This is a genomic window from Pedobacter sp. UYP24 (assembly GCF_054057295.1).
Window position 1 is genome coordinate 117,485 of record NZ_JBSRZD010000001.1, and the last position, 16,934, is coordinate 134,418.

Here is a 16,934-nt window from a genome sequence, read left to right on the forward strand (position 1 = left end):
TTGCTAATAAAGATAATCTAATATTATGTCACAGGACAAATTGTATCATTTGATGATTCTTTCAGCAGACTTTTATTAATCTGATCAAAAAACTGGCCATGCAATTTGAGAGTCTGCTGTACCGTTGGTAATAAGCACTCATTTTTAAATATATCTTGAAAAATTTTATAAGTTAGCGAACTCGATGGCAACATAACAAATTTCTCAGATTGTAAACTCATATTTTCCAGATTATAAAAGTGATACATCTGATCATCTTCATCAAAGTGATGTACTGCATTAGGTGTAGTGATAGTGACTTCTACTCCAATTTTCTTACCTGTTTTAGCACTAATATTGAAACCACTTTTCGTCTGCGTCCTACACACCAATGTTCCAACTACTTCCTTATATTGGCTCCCTCTTTTATTACCAATGTTACTCTCGTTAAGATTTGAGACAAAATCGGAGGATTGACTACCCGTAATATATTCAAATAAATCTAAATAATGCAGGCCATTACAACCCAGGCCAAAATCACCACCTATAACAGTCATTTGTAACACGTCTTTAGATTCCGTGGTAAGCTCTTTAATACCGAGATATTGTGGAAAATAACGGTTAACGAAGTTGCAATACGCTATAGCACCATGCATTTCCAACTTTTCAATAATTGTCTGAAACTGTTGAATAGACTGAAACACAACCTTCTCTAAGAGAAAATATTGGATGTTTTTATCAATTAGTTTTTGTACAATATCAAAACGAGGTTCTGAAGGTGTTGCGACAACGGCAAAATCAATTTGTACATTAACATCACTAACATATTTAAACCATTTAAAATCATCTTCCGTTGCACCTATTCTGGATAAATTAGAAATATATAAATCTCTAACCGGTTCGACTACAAATAAATCATGTTCATCTTTTTTATTTAAAAAAGATTGAGCATGTCGACAACCCATTCCTCCAAAACCAACAAATAATATATTCATTTTAAGCTATTTTAGTTTTCAATACCCACTCACTATCAAGTTTCTCCCAAAGATGTTCAGCCCGCCAACTATTTACAACTTCCCAGAAATACTCTTCAGTAATATCACAATACTCTAAAAATGTTTGAAAATATTTAACTGGGAACTCACCATCAAATTTATTTACTAATATAACTCCTTCCTCTCTGGTAATATGACCATCCCTAATCTCATGAGCCGTATCAGATGTACATCTCCCTAAGCCAAATTTGATATAGGCCAAATAATAATGGAAGCCATCGATCTTATCATCTAATGACGCATATTTTGAATAAGTTCCTTCACTTCTAACTGGATTTGCCTCAAAACCTGTATTTTCGACACAATAGTAATAGTTTTCTTGAGGAATCCATTTTTTATAATAGCCATAAAAATGGATTTCAGTCCCCATTGCATCTAAAGCCTCATTAGATGGTGCCATATAAGGAACGAGATCTTTTTCGCTAACTCCATATCTAGTTAAATCTTCTGGACCTAAGCCTGAAAAGTAATGCTTCTTATGGTCGCTTTTATAATCCCTTTTAGGATTAAATGCATTTTTCATATCTCCGCCATATTCTACTTCTCCATTTTCTCCATACATAATTAATGGAACCTGATTTTGCACCGCTACTTGAAGTGGGAAATTAGTTTGCCCATAAATGAATGGTTGAAACGGGTCTCCCAATATTTCAAATGAAAGTTTAGTTAATTTTTTATGGGTTTGACCCGCAGGTGTGCCTAGAACATTTGCTAAATCGCCTACCCTTACCATATTATGTAAATTTTGGAAGCCAATATCGGTATATAAATGAGGCGCCCATGTTACAGTAAGCGGATTCATTCCATATTTATGTTTGAGCTCATGTGCAATATAAGCTGCGTCTTTGCCGCCACTACACGGTACAATGACGTCATATCTACCATCGTTTCTTCTAAATTTATCCAACAACGTTACAAGTTCATTTTCCCTTTCAGTCCAATTAATCTTATTCTGTTTAAATTCTGCGAAGTTACAAGCAGAACATACGCCATTTTCATCGAAACTGATGCGTGGTCTTTGATTTGAAATTGTACATTTCACACAATATTTTACTTCCGTAGGAAGATTGTATCTCTGTTGGGTATTTTTATGTTCCATAATAATTAAATGCTTAAAAAGTTTTTATAAATAGTTAATCCAGCTTCGCCACTTTTTTCTGGATGAAATTGAAATCCAAAAATGTTATTTTTTTGTACAGAAGAACAATATTTAAAATCTTGATAATGTGTATATGTAAGAATCGTCGATAAATCTGTTGGTTCTGCATAGTAAGAATGTATAAAATACATAAAATCTTTATCTGAAACTTCCAACAAAGGCGTTTTACCCCATTCTATATTACTATTAAATAACCTATTCCAACCGATATGAGGTATTTTCAATTTTTTTTGATTATACACCTGAGGAAACCTTTTAATAGAACCTGATATTAAACCTAGGCCTTCATGCTCCCCGAACTCTTGGCTTGTTTCAAATAGAAGTTGCATCCCTAGACAAACTCCCATAAGCGGTTTTCCTAAATTGGCAAATTCTATAATAATATTTGTTAAATTCATTTCGTTCAACTGATCCATAGCTACCTTGAAGGCTCCAACACCTGGTAAAATCACTGAATCTGCATTAATGATTTCTTCTCGATTAGATGTAATAACAGGTGTATTTCCAACATGTGCACATGCCTGCGCTATACTGTATAAATTGCCTAGTCCGTAGTCGATAATTACTGTTTTCTTTTTCATCTTATTTCTATCTACAATAAATACCTTTTGAATGTAGGTGTTTTTTTAAATCTTGCAGATTAAATGTCGAGAATTTACCAAACAATCTTCCACTTCTAAGAAAATCGAAATTGCCTTCTAATTGGTTTTTCGTATTTGCTTCCAAATATTGTATTGTATCGTAATGCAAGACAGAGGCAATTGCGACAGCATCAACTATTCCCTCATCAAGTAATGATTCTACATCTCTTTTTTGACCTGCACCACCGTGAGCGATAACCGGAATTGAAACTTCTGAAGCTATGGCATTTATTAATTCTACATTAAATCCTTTTCCAGTTCCTTCATTATCTACAGACGTGATGACAATCTCGCCACAACCTAATTCCTCCACTCTTCTTGCCCAACTAACAACTTCTACACCAGTTTCCTCTCTACCATTATCTGTAAATGCGTAGTATTGACCATCCACATTTTTTATTGCCTCAATAGCTACCACAATTGTTGACGAACCAAATTCTTCAGAAGCAGCTTTAATAAAGGCGGGATTATTAATTGCGGCGGTATTTATGGCTACTTTATCGGCACCAGCCCTTAGCATTTTTTTAATATCAGCTATAGTTCTTATTCCACCACCCACTGTAATTGGGATAAAGATGCTTTTTGCAGTTTCCGAGATAATATCATGAAGACTATTTCTCTCATAGAGAGATGCTACCACATCAATAAACATCAATTCATCCGCGCCGTGTTCGTAATAATATTTTGCAAATTCTGATGGTTTACCTAGAGCCCTTAAACCTTCCAAATGTATACCCTTCACTAAATTGGGCCCTTTAATATCTAACCTTGGAATAATTCTAACCGTTTTCATTAACTTTCTCTTCTAAAAAATATTCTGCAATTTTCCAATCTATCCTATTATCTATGTCGATAGATCTTTCTTCGGGCATAACGCTTTTAATAATTTTTGTAAAGCCATGAAGATTTGTTCTCTTAAGTGAGTTCACGTTTATTAAATAAAAAGAACCATTGAAGGCATAAACCTCCGGACAATCTTGTCTGCGAATAATATTCGATTCCTTTGACTTCTTCAAAAATCCGTCATTCTTTTCTTCGAAAAGATTAAAATATGGGTTATTTTTTGATATCGAAACTGAAACTACCATATCACAAACTGAAGTATATGATTCCTTGATGTTGTTATAGTCTTCAATATGTCTGAGTGGTGATGTCGGTTGTAACAAAAGTAACCTCTCAAATTTCACTCCTTGTTCTTCATAAAAGTTGAGGGCATGCATAACCACCTCGTAGGAACCTGCATGATCAGATGCTAATTCTGCTGGCCGTTCGAATGGTACATCCACACCTTCATAATTTCTAGCAATCGTTAAAACCTGCTCATCATTACTGCTTACACATACTACATCTATTTCAGATTTTATTTTCAACGAAAATCTAAGCGTGTGCTCAATTAGTGGTAAATTTCCTAAAATTTTGACATTTTTACCAGGCAAACCTTTCGATCCAGCTCTTGCGGGTATTAAGATTAGTGTCCCTTTTATCATAGCCCAATGTGTTTAACATCTTCCTGGGCCTTAATAAAATCTTGATGTTTACCGATATCCAACCAATAGCTCAAAATTGGAAAATGGATTAAATTCGAGCCGCTATCTAAAATTATTTTGTCCATTAAGTCCGTTGCGTTATAGAATTCACCTTTATTGATATGCTTTTTAAGCAAAAACTTCATTAAATAAATGCCCCCATTAGAATAATAAGTGTAAGTTGGTTTCTCGCTAAATGACTGCACTATATGCTCATCTGTTTTCAAAACAGCATACGGAATATTCACATTATAAGGAATGCTGGCCAACGCCATTGAAGCATTTTGTTCTCTATAAAAATTATAAAAATCTTCAAAATCTATATTGGTTAACAAATCCGAATTCATAACTAAAAGATCTTCATGCTTAATTTTATCAATATGTGCTAAGGCCCCTAATGTACCTAAAGCTTCCTCTTCCTCGATATAAAATATTTTAATTCCTTTCGTACTACCATCACCAAAATAATCTATGATTTGCTCTTTCAGGTAATTTACACTGATATAAATCTCAGTTATACCATAAGAAATTAACCTGTCAATATTAATTTCCAATATCGGCTTTCCACCTACTGTTAACATCGGTTTTGGTGTAGAATCAGTTAAGGGTTTTAATCTTTCTCCTCTACCGCCAGCCATAAGTAATACCGAAAATGGCAATACTGTTTTAATTAAAAGAAGATCCAGTATTTCTACTATCTTAAAGTTATTATTTAGTTTTGGCACAAGAGACGCTCCAGCATTTCTAAATTGTTTCAACGCCAAGACACTATCTTCTCCATCTTGGATATATTTGAATTTTTTATTCATGAAGCACCCAATAGCTTGTGAAATCTCACTGCCATTAAGTAAACCCCTTCTAATATCCCCATCGGTTACGGTGCCAACCATTTTACCATGCTCGTTCACTACAAACAGAGTTCTGCTGGTGCTCTCCGGCAACTGATCCAAAATTCTTAGAGCCGTTCTCGCCTCATCATACATTAAAACAATATGTTCTTGATGTTTAATCATTTTTTTGCAATCGCTTTCAGTTCTTCAATTATCTTATTTGTTGCTCCACTATTCCAATATATATTTTCTTTACCTATAGACTCCATAGACTCAATTTCACACACAGCATTTATTATAGCTCTTGAACTTATTTCTGTATGAATTACATTATTTCCTACAGCTCTTCCCTTTTGACGGTCGCCTAAATTTATTACATACTTACCAAAGGACGCAGCTTCGATAATGCCACTGGAAGTATTGCCGAGTAAAAAACTACAATATTTCATAGCTGCAAAATAACTTTCTGTACCTAAGTTCTCAATTAGAAAGACTCTTGAATCGTTACTAAAGTTAGTATTTAGTGCATTTCTGATAATGTTTCCTGCAGTGTCTGCATTTGGCATAGTAACTAAAATCTGATAATTTGCTTTAATCACATCGATAGCTTGGATTAACTCATTAACATACTTCCAATTTTCATGATAAGCTATGGTTTCTGGATGAAAGGTAAATAGTATTGTTTTTATCGATAAATCGATATCCCATTTGGTCCTAAAATCATCAATGCTTAACATCTCCATTGTACTAACGTTATCTAAACTAAGTGCGCCAACAGTCGTTATATTTTTATCACTACCTATAATACTGGCAACTCGTTCCGAATAAATATTTGTAGCTACAAAATGATGCTTTGAAGCAAGCGTAATGGCATGGCGGTAAATATTGTCAATAGCACCTAGAGTAGATTCGCCCCCATGTAAGTGAGCAAAAGGGATATCAAAAGGTATTCCCGCAGTAACAGCCGCAAACATCTCGTACCGATCCCCTAAGCAAAAAACGAGGTCAAACTCTGATTTGTATTTTTGCCAAAAATCAGCAAACTTGATTGTAGTAAGGCCAACAGCAGTAGCAATTGCTTCAGGACTATCTGTGAGTAACATCGACTCTACTTTGTATTTTACTTCGAACCCTTCGTTTTGAATTTGCTTGATGGTTTCTCCGTGAAAGGGCGATAAATGCGTTCCAAAAGCAATGATATTTGGATAAAAGAAAGAGTCTTTCTTCAACTCTCTAATTAATGGCAAGTAAATACCAAAATCCGCTCTAGAGCTGGTTAAAATACCTATCTTCATGCCTCAAAGTCCGTTAATAACAATTTGTGTCCAGCCGCCAACGGTTTATTTATCCTTTTACCAATAATACGATCTACCTCCATTGGGGAAATCCCGTCCCCTGGTCTAAGCATTTCTAGATCATGCTCTGATATGGTATCACCCTGTACTTTATCATTATTTAAATGAATACTTTTTCTAGCTATAGCTATATTTTTTATTTCAGAAGTAGAAGGCTCTTTTATGCCAGAGCCTAGTAATGCAGTTTCAATATTTCTGATGGCTGAAACCATCGCTTTTAACTCGCTTGGCTCCAATGAAGCAACATGGTCCGGTCCCGGTAAATTACGATCTAAGGTGTAATGCTTTTCAATAATTGTTGCTCCTAAAGCAACCGCAGCTATAGGAACTTCAATTCCCAATGTATGATCTGAATAGCCGATTGCTGTCCCAAATTCTTCACTGATAGTAAGCATTGCTTTCAAATTAACATCATGCATTGGCGTAGGATACTCTGTATTGCAGTGCAATATGGTTATATGCTCTTTTGCTATTCCAGCATCTAAAAATACATTCAAGGCTGAACTGATTTCTTCGAGCGTTGCCATACCTGTAGAAAGAATAACTTTGGCAAACAGTTTAGCGGCTAAGCGCAAGTAAGGCAGGTTGGTTAACTCTCCTGAAGGAATTTTAACCATGTCCAAGCCAATGGTTGATAGATACTGTAGTGAAATTAAATCAAAAGCTGTCGAAAAAAACTGAATATCTTTCTCATTACAATATATGATAAGCTTTTCATGGTCACTTTCTGAAAGCTGCAATTTTTTTAACATTTCCAATTGAGACTCGCTATTGTTATGAGTATTTTCTATCTGGTATTCAGCTTTTTTTGCATTGACTGAAACTAGTTTATCAGCCTTAAATGTCTGAAATTTCACATAATCAGCCCCTGCAGCGACGGCAGCATCCACCAGTTTAAATGCATTGTTTAAATCACCATTATGATTTACTCCAGCCTCTGCAATAATGATTGCATGTCCCATTAATTTATTTTTTTTGCAGGATTTCCTGCATAAATCCCACTTTCTCTTATAGCCTTTACAACAACTGTACCAGCCCCGATAACTGTATTTTCTAAAATTCTCATTTGGTTTGAAATCGTCGAATTACTCCCGATAAATACATCATTGCCAACTTCACAGTCACCATTTATAGCGGCTAGTGTAGACACATGCACATGATTGCCAACCAACACATCATGCTCAATGTTACAGCCTGTGTTTAGTATACAATTAATTCCGATCCTGGACCCTGCATTTATAGTGACGTTGTGCATAACTATTGTCCCAGTTCCAATTTCCGCATATCTTGAGACATAAGCACGTGGAGAAATTACTGTAGCTATATCTGCCTTGCAATCCATTAAGTAATTAAAGAGTTTTTTCCGGATGTCGGCCGATTTAATCTGGCCTAAAGTGATTAAGAAACTGTATCCCAATCCAATATATTTAGGAATGTCTGCGTCAGCACCAATTATCTGATAGTCCAGTACAAAATGTCCAAGTAAGTTGCCTCCATCTAAAATACCTATGATTTCAAAACCACCAGATTGCTCTATAACATCAATACAAGCCTTGCAATGGCCTCCTCCTCCTATTAAGATCAGCTTCTTTTTCATAAACCTAAATTCTAAATCCACTGGGAATATTGACCAATCGATCTGCTATCCAGATGCTATTTGTTAAGTCATCAGTCTGACAATACTGAAACATTTTTAGCCTGTTCATCAACTCCCAAATTGGTCTTGTCATTACGCCGTTTTCATTAGAGTAACTCAGGAACGTATCCCGTTCTTTACGATCATTAAATAATAAAGCGTTCAACCAATAATTAGCTTTAGCTTCAGGCAGTTCATTTACAAACTGTATATTCTGCGTACCAAAAAATGTCTTGTAAGCAGCCGCCAAATCTCTCTTGTTTTCTACAAACCGTTCCAATTGCTCCAACTGAGCACAAGCTAAAGCCGCATTGAGGTTAGGCATTCTGTAATTATATCCTATTTCATCATGTACAAATTCCCATTTGTGCGGGATTTTTGCCTGGGTAGTTAAATGTTTGGCTCTTTTAGCAACAGTTTCATCATCCGTAACCAAAGCGCCACCACCACCGCAGGTAACGGTTTTATTTCCATTAAAGCTAAATACACCAATCTTTCCAAATACACCTGTATGTCTACTTTTATAATAACTCCCCAGGGATTCAGCCGCATCTTCTACCAGGTAAATATTCCATTCTTCACAAATAGCTGAAATTTCATCGATCCGGCAAGGAAAACCAAAGGTGTGCATGGGTACACATGCAGCAATTCTTTTGCCGGTGCTTTTGTTGTAAGTTCCGTCTCCTCTTTTCTCGCCATTTGTCGATAAAAAAGTACTTAAAGCGATCGGCGACATGCCTAAGGTATCCCTATCCACATCTATAAAAACTGGTTGTGCACCAATATAGTTGATTGCATTTGCCGTTGCGATAAACGTCAAGGCCTGCGACAGTACCTCATCTTCCCTTTGTACCCCAACCAGAATAAGTCCCATGTGCAGTGCATTTGTACCGTTCACAATCGCAACCGAAAATTTAGCCCCTGTAATTTTTGCCATCATTTCCTCAAAACGGTTTACATAAGCACCTACAGAAGAAACAAAGGTTGAGTCAATTGCATCTATTACATATTCGCGTTCATTACCTATAAAAACAGGCTCATGTAGCCCAACAAAGTCTTTACCTGGGTATTTGCCCTTTATAAAATCTGTTGTTGCCTGAAATCTCTCTACTACATCCATTACATTTTAGCGTCTAAATATTTACCGGTCTCTTTGTGGCCAAAATCGGGAATCATATCATGAAATAATTTCACAATATTCTCTTTAGACCACGACTTATCCTGCTTCAGCGTTGCGATAGCGTCAGTAAAATAATCTAGTTTCTCCTGATCATAAGTTGAATCATTCTTAATTACACCAAGGTTTTCGAAGCGATCCATATCAAGAATTTCATCTTCTGTAAAAAACTCTTCAAAATCTTTTTCTCCCGTTGTATCACTTGAAGTAAATAAACAGGGCCATTTACCTTGTTGGGGAAGTGTTTCTGTTAAAGCCCTAGCCTCATCTTCCGTCTCACACAAATATGGCTCATAACCAAGTTCCTTCAAATATTTTTCGGCTATTTCGGCAAAAGTAATAAGATCTACATGCTCACTCAATTTAGGAAAAAACACATCCCTATTTTCTCCAAAAATACAAGACATTAGGCAAAGTTCTCCTGACTCTTTTGGTATCACAAAATATCTTTTGATATCATTTGGCGCCACAATTGGCTGGCGTTTTTGAATCCTTTGATTAAACCCATGCAACAAAGAACCATCAGAGAATGCTACGTTAGCAAATCTGGCGGTTGATATGGATATTTCGTTGCTTTTGCGCATTAAAAACATTTCCATGATGCGTTTTGACGCACCCATCATGTTAACAGGATTAGCGGCTTTGTCAGTAGAAACACAAAAATACTTCTTTACTCCTTTCTTTATAGACTGATTGATTGTCTTTTCAGTATTGAAAATATTAATATCTATCATTCTCATCAACGTGTAAGGATCCTTTTCACTTCGAACATGCTTAAGAGCAGAAAGATTAAGAACATAATCATATTCACCATCTGATTCAAAAAATGCATCATACTCAATCGAACCAACATCTAAAGCAAAGGTTTTAAAATCTCCTTTTATGTATCCAAATGAACTTCTAATATCCCGAACTAGCTCAACCAAATTGTTTTCGCTCAAGTCGACTACGTGAAGTTTTCTTGGCATTCGCCTAAATATCTCCTTAACAACCGCTTGACCAATTGATCCAGCGCCGCCAATTACTAAGAATGAAGATTCCTGAACCGCTGTGGTTAATTCGCTTTCATGAAGATGAATATCGCTTTCAAACAATTCAACATTCCGTCCAATTAATTTTAAAATATCCATATTTACTAAGACAAAATTTGTATATACAATCTTCTAACAACTAAAATAGTGCAGATAGACATAAACCCTATTAGTCCACCTAAAATCAATCCTTTCATTTTCCCAAATCTTATTTTGACTAACGGATACACTGGTTCGTCTAAAACTTGAATAAGTGGCGTCTCTTTTCTAAGCGACATTTTAGACAATTCAAGATTTTTAACCAACTCTCCGAGAATTGACTTATTGGTTTCAGCGCTAAATTGAGAGCGCTGAACAGGTGCAGTTCTTTGAAGTTGTCTAGTAGGATTTAAATTAGGAGTAGCATCGACTACCGACGCGGCCGAATATATAGCACCATCCATAACAGCTCTGACCGAATCAACTTTCTGTTGCAATATCACCACGTTTTCTAAGGACTTTTTAGTTTTAGTATTTATATAGAAATTACTAACGTTTTCTACAATTGCGCGATTGAATTCCATAGCAAATGATTCGTCTGTCGATTTTACCTCAGCGCTAATAATGCTCAACTTTTTATCAGGTTTGCCCACGCTTAAGTAGCGTGTCCTAATATCCTCAACAATCACCCCCAGCACACTATCTTGCAATCTTGTGAAATTTTCATTTTTTTTAAAATCGATTTTATTTAACCTAGGATTATCCTTCCATGATTCTAGCAGCTTATTATGCTCAATATACCTTTCCACCAGTAACTGCTTCTTACCATCAAAATTAATAGATGTTAGCAAGGTTCTCTGGATCATTGTTCTTGATTTATATAACTCCACAATATTATCACCTTGAAAAATGCCACCGCCCGCCCCAACATCTAATCCAACCATTGATGCCAATCCTCCTAATCCGCCAATAAAACCTCCACCAGAATTGCCTTCTTCTAGTACAAATGAGGTAGAGGCAATATAGCTGGGGCTCTTTGAAAAGGAGTATATTAAGCCAAATGTAGATCCGATTATTATTGCTAGCATTATTATCAGCCATTTAGATAGCAACATGGCAAATCCACGGTGAATTTTAATTATAATATCCTTTAACGATACTTCGTCAGAATGAACTGAATTTTTAGGATTAATGCCGGGCTCATTCATATTATCTCAATAAACTAACTACAATCGCAGCCAAAGACGCCACGGCAGTTCCAATTCCAATCCAACCTTGAACAGTCAACGGTTCCTTTTCCGCTTTCTTCGGAACTAAAATTTCCGCACCCGGCAATACCTTCGGATAGTTATTAAAAAACATAAACTTACTGGCGGCCTGTACAGATCCGTTAGCATATCTTATATGAGCTCCTTTTTTATAAGCATTAAAAGTAAAACCTCCGGCTCCATTTACATATTGCTTAAAGGTCTTTCGAGGAGAGAATACTATGCTATTTGGACTCAATACCTCGCCGGTTACCTTAACTGTTTGCAGTTGCTTAGGCACTCGCAAAACATCTCCTTCTTCAACAAGCAAATCATAGCGACTACCAGGATTTTTCATGATTCGCTCTAAATCTATACCAACCAGATCTGATGTAATTATTTTTTGACTGACGTCTGAACTCAAAGTATCCTTTGCTCCACTTTGCTGAAGCCGTTTCAAATTCAATAATTTTCTTTGTTCCTCTTCTCTAGTATCAATTGCATTTTTATCATTAGCATTATTAACAACCTGCGGACCGGGTCTTTTCAACGACGAACCCTCTATATAAGCTGATGGTGTCAACCCCCCCGCTCTTTTTACCAAATCAGATAAGCGCTCATTCTTAGAACTAATTGTATATACCCCGGGATATAAAACTTCTCCTTCAACCTTCACCTGTTTTTGTACCTCATATCCTGTCGAGTTCCTAACAGAAACAATATCATAAGGTTTCAACACAAATGTATCGCCAATCAACTTTAAATTCTGATCCACATTTACCGTAAACAAATCAGCAGTCGATGCAGATTTGGACAATGCGTCACTATTTTTTACTCTTCTTGAAATTTCAATCCTGTTCGGCGTAGCGCCTTCTTTAAATCCTCCTGCCATTTGAATCAAGGCCTCCAGATTCATATTGTCACCATATTCAAAAGTACCTGGCTGACGAACCTCACCTTGTATACTTACTTTATACTCATCTCTTAAATCGAAAATAGACGATATAGTAACTTTATCTTCTCTTTGCAATACAATGTCTGCTTCAGTCCCTGCCATCACTTTAGCCACATCAAACGAAATCAATGATGGAGAATTGTCAGCGTTTAACCTACTGATATAACCCCTGTTCAAAAAAGCATCTTCTGTTAATCCTTCTGCTTTAACTATTAAGCTTTTTAATGTTAAACCTTTATCCAATTCAAACTGACCTGGCCTGAAAACAGCGCCAGCAATTTCTACTCTATTTGCAAAACGATCCAAAATCTGTTCTACCACATATTTATCACCGTTTAATGGACCATACGTATTAAAGCTTTCCGCATTAACATCTGTAATTTTTCTTTCCTTGTTGGTGTTTTGTAAGACCTTGATTGTTGCTGTGTAGGCCTTGTCGCTAAATCCCCCGGCAAACCGGATTACATCAGCTAAACTTTCTGTGCTTAATATTTCAAATAGTGCCGGGCGTTTCACTTCACCGGCCATCTCTACCCTACTTTGGTATACTGGTATATTAATAACATCCTGATCCTGTAAACGAACGTTGCCTTTTTGAATCCCATTTAGCAAGAAATCATACACATCTATAGTAGATACAACTTTGTTATTGCGTATCACCTGAATCTTCCGAAAAGATCCATTGGAATTCGGACCACCTGATGCATTTAGAGCATTAAACACGGTAGATAACGATGATAGGGTATACGATCCAGGTTTAACAACCTCTCCCAGTATAGTTACTTTAATACTTCTGATATTACCTAAGTTGACTGAAACATTAGTTCTTCCGTTTCTCAATGATGGATAAGTCCCTGCAAGGCTTGATTTAATCTTAGCTGTTGCCTGTTCAATAGATAATCCTCCAACTGCTACAGGACCAACATATTGTAAGCGTATCGTACCGTCCGGACTAACCTTCAAATTATAATTAACATCATTGTCTCCACTTAAATCGATTAACAACTGATCATCCGGACCAACAATATAATTTCTTGGCGTCGCCATTCGTACATTTGGCTCGAAAGAGATATTGCTATTTGCGAAAAGTTCGGAACCAAAAATCCTTGGCCCCACATCGGTCAAAACCTTCACCGGTGATCTTTCTTTACCAGTATCTGAGGAAACTCTTTCTGAATTTAAGTCTCCGTCTACCGCTGTAGTAGCTATACCAGTTCCTGATCCTGCTTTAACCTTTGCAACACGAGCCCTAAGCTTTGCAACTTCCTCAGCCTTCATACCTTGCGCAGTAGCCATTTGCTCTAATTGTGCATCATTATATCCTACAGATTCTGCACGCTGGATCATCTGACGGATCTGTGCGTCTGATAGCTCGTCCACCTTTACATCCGCATAGTTTGTCTGTGCAAATGCAGCGGGAGAAAAGAATATTGCTAAGAATAATATAAAGCCGGTTAATGCTTTTTTAAATTTCATATTTAATTGTAGAGGCGTAATATTAATAAAATTTAGAGCCGTAAAGTTATTCAAAATAATTGAGTGTTTTAAACCCACCCAGCTTCAAATGTTCGTCTTTTTTCATCAGGTTTAAATCTGCCTGAATCATATCCTGCACCAAAGCAGGCAAATCATATTTAGGTCGCCAACCCAGTTTCGTATTGGCTTTTGTTGGGTCGCCCAGCAAAAGCTCCACTTCTGTAGGTCGGAAATATTTTTCATCAACCTGCACTACGATCGTACCGGGTATCAAACATTCATCTTTTAATCCAAGTCTAGCAATCATTTCATCATCCACATCTATGATTACGCCACGTTCGTACTGGTCCTTGCCGCTAAACTCAACTTCTATGCCAAGTTCAGCAAAACTCATTTTTACAAAATCTCTAACGGTAGTCGTAACACCAGTAGCAATCACATAATCTTCCGGCACCTCCTGCTGTAAAATCAACCACATTGCCTCAATATAGTCCTTGGCATGCCCCCAATCGCGCTGTGCAGATAGGTTACCCAGGTATAAACAGTTTTGTAAACCCAATGCTATTTTACAGGCTGCCCTTGTTATTTTACGGGTCACAAAAGTTTCGCCCCTTAGCGGACTCTCATGATTAAATAAAATACCATTACAGGCGAACATCTGATAGGCTACTCTGTAATTTACAGTGATCCAATAAGCATACATTTTAGCCACCGCATAAGGTGATCTCGGGTAAAATGGTGTAGTCTCGCTTTGTGGAACAGCTTGAACCAGTCCATATAACTCAGATGTTGATGCCTGATAAATTTTTGTTTTCTTTTCTAAGCCTAAAATCCGAATGGCTTCTAGCAAGCGCAGTGTTCCTATACCATCGGCATTTGCGGTATATTCGGGTATTTCAAAGCTAACCTGAACGTGACTCATCGCTGCCAAGTTGTAAATCTCGTCTGGCTGGGTCTCCTGAATAATGCGAATTAAATTGGTAGAATCGGTAAGATCGCCAAAATGGAGTTTAAAATGCACGCCATTCTCATGTTGATCCTGATAGAGGTGATCAATCCTGTCTGTATTGAAGAGGGAAGAGCGTCTTTTTAAGCCATGAACGAAATAACCTTTTTTTAATAAGAACTCAGCCAAATAGGCCCCATCTTGTCCGGTAACGCCTGTTATTAATGCAACCTTCATGTAGTACGTTAAAAATATACAGAAACAAACATAAGCATTTGCCTTTAATAATATCCCTAATTTCCTCCCAGGTGGACTTGAATTCCTAGTGATACTGGGTTAAAAAGAAACTCCGATTTATAGTACTTATTTAAAGTACGTGTATTATTTACGTCTTGCGAGATCATCTCTTGTCGCTCATATGAATAGAAATAATCCAGGTTAGCTTCTGCGAAAAAGGAAACCTGGTTAATAATATTTATTTTTAAGCCCACAAGTGGTGACAATACCAGTCCCGTTTTTGAAGCTTCAACGTTCTGCATCTGCGAGTTGGCAGATGCACTTATAGCCATTGCTTTTAATGCATTGCGGTTATCCAATGTTCCTCTAAAATTGTTAGATCGGTAGCCTAAATCGATTCCAAAATATGGCTGAATCCTGGAGTAATTGAAGTTTTTCTCAAAGCCCACTTTAAATGAATAATCTACCAGCTTACCATCTGCAGCATCGCAGGTTTCACAATTGTTATAAAAGTTTTTTGCCTTATTATAATAGGAACCGTTAATGCGGTAACTGATTTGGTTATCGTTAAATTTAAACATAAAACCATTAATAGGAGCGCTAACCAGATTATAGGCATCAGACTCATTTAACACCTTAGGCATTTGCATCAGTGTGAAAGCCCTTGCGGCGATAGTATAGTTATAGTTACCAGTTGTCTGCGCAAAACCAGCGCATGAAAACCCGGAAATTATAAGGACAAGTAAAGTTCTCTTCATAGTTAGATGGTACTGTAGAAAGCGAAAGCGTTATCCCTAATCAAATATATATTTAATGCATAGCATTAACAATGCCAATTTTTAAGTCTGATTATGTAATTAAGAACCTAATATCTGCTCTTCTCCTTTTTACCAATCCACACATAACGGTTAGTAGTGCATTTAGGACACCAGTAAATCCGTAATGGAAGAAATCCTAATATATGCTTAAGCACAAATCCCCGAGGCACTTGATAGTGAAAATCGGTATTGCACTTTTTGCATTTGTAATCTTGATAGCTCATTAATTTATAGTATTCGTTAATTTTTCTTTGATGAAACAAAAATACATACTTCAGCGTTTAATTCAAATATTCCATCGAGTTGTATTTACGGCAAAAAACAGGCCATGGTTTCTACTCAATATTAATTAGACATAAAAAGCATTTACTTTATTGATATACAGTTAATTAAATTCATAGTCTCAAATTTTTGATGACAATTGTATCAATTATATTATTCTTTAATTTATTAAGTATTAAAGCGTATTATAATAATTTTTTGGGGAAATGGCGTTTAGCCCTAAAAAAAACGCTGCAAAAGTTTAGCATGCAGTATCCTTTTTTTAATAATTATGCGTAGTGTCATATCTAGCATTTATACGAGCTTTCTTTTAACAAAAAATAACGATATATTTGTTCCAGCACTCTGGACACACGTAACCTTCAGTTAAGGACCCCTGTATAATTAGTTAATGAATACGAAATAACTTACAGGGACGTAATAGGGAGGTAACAGGGACGTAATAGGGAGGTAACAGGGACAATATCCCTATTAAGTTCTTATTAACTCCTAATTAAATTATATTAAATGCCTTATTAGGTCATAACTCATTATTATTTTGTCTGGAGTTTATATACAGCGGCCTCCTATTCTAATAAAAAGGAAGTTTTGACGAATGTGATGCT

The 16,934-nt window shown here is 36.4% G+C and carries 15 protein-coding genes; all 15 read right to left on the bottom strand.

Annotated features, from left to right (window positions below; all coding sequences use genetic code 11):
* Nucleotides 1-23 precede the first annotated feature (23 nt).
* Genes ACVWYN_RS00510 through ACVWYN_RS00580 form a run of 15 tightly spaced genes read right to left on the bottom strand, consistent with a single transcriptional unit; the run spans nucleotide 24 to nucleotide 15,987 of the window.
* On the bottom strand, nucleotides 24-974 hold the full coding sequence (locus tag ACVWYN_RS00510) for a Gfo/Idh/MocA family oxidoreductase (RefSeq protein ID WP_457286861.1): 951 nt from the start codon (nucleotides 972-974) through the stop codon (nucleotides 24-26).
* 1 nt (nucleotide 975) lies between these two features.
* Nucleotides 976-2,133, bottom strand: a complete 1,158-nt coding sequence (locus tag ACVWYN_RS00515) for an N-acetyl sugar amidotransferase (RefSeq protein WP_457286862.1) — start codon at nucleotides 2,131-2,133, stop codon at nucleotides 976-978.
* Nucleotides 2,134-2,138: 5 nt separating this feature from the next.
* Nucleotides 2,139-2,774, bottom strand: coding sequence for an imidazole glycerol phosphate synthase subunit HisH (gene hisH / locus ACVWYN_RS00520; RefSeq protein WP_457286863.1), 636 nt, complete (start codon nucleotides 2,772-2,774; stop codon nucleotides 2,139-2,141).
* A 7-nt stretch (nucleotides 2,775-2,781) separates the two neighbouring features.
* On the bottom strand, nucleotides 2,782-3,627 hold the full coding sequence (hisF, locus tag ACVWYN_RS00525) for an imidazole glycerol phosphate synthase subunit HisF (RefSeq protein ID WP_457286864.1): 846 nt from the start codon (nucleotides 3,625-3,627) through the stop codon (nucleotides 2,782-2,784).
* Nucleotides 3,614-4,321: an acylneuraminate cytidylyltransferase family protein gene (locus ACVWYN_RS00530; protein ID WP_457286865.1), complete on the bottom strand. Its 708-nt coding sequence runs from the start codon at nucleotides 4,319-4,321 to the stop codon at nucleotides 3,614-3,616. The genes hisF and ACVWYN_RS00530 overlap by 14 nt, the downstream gene beginning before the upstream one ends.
* A complete protein-coding gene (locus ACVWYN_RS00535) occupies nucleotides 4,318-5,373 on the bottom strand; it encodes a nucleotidyltransferase family protein (RefSeq protein WP_457286866.1) in 1,056 nt (351 codons plus the stop codon). Before ACVWYN_RS00535 ends, ACVWYN_RS00530 begins: the two co-directional genes overlap by 4 nt.
* A complete protein-coding gene (gene neuC, locus ACVWYN_RS00540) occupies nucleotides 5,370-6,485 on the bottom strand; it encodes a UDP-N-acetylglucosamine 2-epimerase (protein ID WP_457286867.1) in 1,116 nt (371 codons plus the stop codon). The genes ACVWYN_RS00535 and neuC overlap by 4 nt, the downstream gene beginning before the upstream one ends.
* Nucleotides 6,482-7,507 (bottom strand): N-acetylneuraminate synthase, encoded by a 1,026-nt coding sequence (gene neuB / locus ACVWYN_RS00545; RefSeq protein ID WP_457286868.1) that lies wholly within the window; start codon nucleotides 7,505-7,507, stop codon nucleotides 6,482-6,484. Before neuB ends, neuC begins: the two co-directional genes overlap by 4 nt.
* Nucleotides 7,507-8,142 carry an acetyltransferase gene (locus tag ACVWYN_RS00550; RefSeq protein ID WP_457286869.1) on the bottom strand — a complete coding sequence of 212 codons (636 nt, stop codon included), beginning with the start codon at nucleotides 8,140-8,142 and terminating at the stop codon, nucleotides 7,507-7,509. Before ACVWYN_RS00550 ends, neuB begins: the two co-directional genes overlap by 1 nt.
* Nucleotides 8,143-8,146: 4 nt before the next feature.
* The gene (locus ACVWYN_RS00555) at nucleotides 8,147-9,301 is read right to left on the bottom strand and encodes a LegC family aminotransferase (RefSeq protein WP_457286870.1); all 1,155 of its coding nucleotides are present in this window, start codon (nucleotides 9,299-9,301) and stop codon (nucleotides 8,147-8,149) included.
* Nucleotides 9,301-10,488 (bottom strand): UDP-N-acetylglucosamine 4,6-dehydratase, encoded by a 1,188-nt coding sequence (locus ACVWYN_RS00560; protein WP_457286871.1) that lies wholly within the window; start codon nucleotides 10,486-10,488, stop codon nucleotides 9,301-9,303. Before ACVWYN_RS00560 ends, ACVWYN_RS00555 begins: the two co-directional genes overlap by 1 nt.
* 5 nt (nucleotides 10,489-10,493) lie before the next feature.
* Nucleotides 10,494-11,576 carry a lipopolysaccharide biosynthesis protein gene (locus ACVWYN_RS00565; RefSeq protein ID WP_457286872.1) on the bottom strand — a complete coding sequence of 361 codons (1,083 nt, stop codon included), beginning with the start codon at nucleotides 11,574-11,576 and terminating at the stop codon, nucleotides 10,494-10,496.
* A 1-nt stretch (nucleotide 11,577) separates the two neighbouring features.
* Nucleotides 11,578-14,046, bottom strand: a complete 2,469-nt coding sequence (locus tag ACVWYN_RS00570; protein ID WP_457286873.1) for an SLBB domain-containing protein — start codon at nucleotides 14,044-14,046, stop codon at nucleotides 11,578-11,580.
* A gap of 46 nt (nucleotides 14,047-14,092) precedes the next feature.
* On the bottom strand, nucleotides 14,093-15,229 hold the full coding sequence (gmd, locus tag ACVWYN_RS00575) for a GDP-mannose 4,6-dehydratase (protein WP_457286874.1): 1,137 nt from the start codon (nucleotides 15,227-15,229) through the stop codon (nucleotides 14,093-14,095).
* A 56-nt stretch (nucleotides 15,230-15,285) separates the two neighbouring features.
* Nucleotides 15,286-15,987, bottom strand: coding sequence for a hypothetical protein (locus ACVWYN_RS00580; protein WP_457286875.1), 702 nt, complete (start codon nucleotides 15,985-15,987; stop codon nucleotides 15,286-15,288).
* Nucleotides 15,988-16,934 lie beyond the last annotated feature (947 nt).

Coding starts and splice junctions, on each gene's coding strand:
- ACVWYN_RS00535 (WP_457286866.1), bottom strand. CDS start 5,373: ATGATTAAACATCAAGAACATATTGTTTTAATGTATGATGAGGCGAGA.
- hisH (WP_457286863.1), bottom strand. CDS start 2,774: ATGAAAAAGAAAACAGTAATTATCGACTACGGACTAGGCAATTTATAC.
- gmd (WP_457286874.1), bottom strand. CDS start 15,229: ATGAAGGTTGCATTAATAACAGGCGTTACCGGACAAGATGGGGCCTAT.
- ACVWYN_RS00565 (WP_457286872.1), bottom strand. CDS start 11,576: ATGAATGAGCCCGGCATTAATCCTAAAAATTCAGTTCATTCTGACGAA.
- ACVWYN_RS00560 (WP_457286871.1), bottom strand. CDS start 10,488: ATGGATATTTTAAAATTAATTGGACGGAATGTTGAATTGTTTGAAAGC.
- hisF (WP_457286864.1), bottom strand. CDS start 3,627: ATGAAAACGGTTAGAATTATTCCAAGGTTAGATATTAAAGGGCCCAAT.
- ACVWYN_RS00580 (WP_457286875.1), bottom strand. CDS start 15,987: ATGAAGAGAACTTTACTTGTCCTTATAATTTCCGGGTTTTCATGCGCT.
- ACVWYN_RS00555 (WP_457286870.1), bottom strand. CDS start 9,301: ATGGATGTAGTAGAGAGATTTCAGGCAACAACAGATTTTATAAAGGGC.
- ACVWYN_RS00530 (WP_457286865.1), bottom strand. CDS start 4,321: ATGATAAAAGGGACACTAATCTTAATACCCGCAAGAGCTGGATCGAAA.
- ACVWYN_RS00550 (WP_457286869.1), bottom strand. CDS start 8,142: ATGAAAAAGAAGCTGATCTTAATAGGAGGAGGAGGCCATTGCAAGGCT.
- neuC (WP_457286867.1), bottom strand. CDS start 6,485: ATGAAGATAGGTATTTTAACCAGCTCTAGAGCGGATTTTGGTATTTAC.
- ACVWYN_RS00510 (WP_457286861.1), bottom strand. CDS start 974: ATGAATATATTATTTGTTGGTTTTGGAGGAATGGGTTGTCGACATGCT.
- ACVWYN_RS00570 (WP_457286873.1), bottom strand. CDS start 14,046: ATGAAATTTAAAAAAGCATTAACCGGCTTTATATTATTCTTAGCAATA.
- ACVWYN_RS00515 (WP_457286862.1), bottom strand. CDS start 2,133: ATGGAACATAAAAATACCCAACAGAGATACAATCTTCCTACGGAAGTA.
- neuB (WP_457286868.1), bottom strand. CDS start 7,507: ATGGGACATGCAATCATTATTGCAGAGGCTGGAGTAAATCATAATGGT.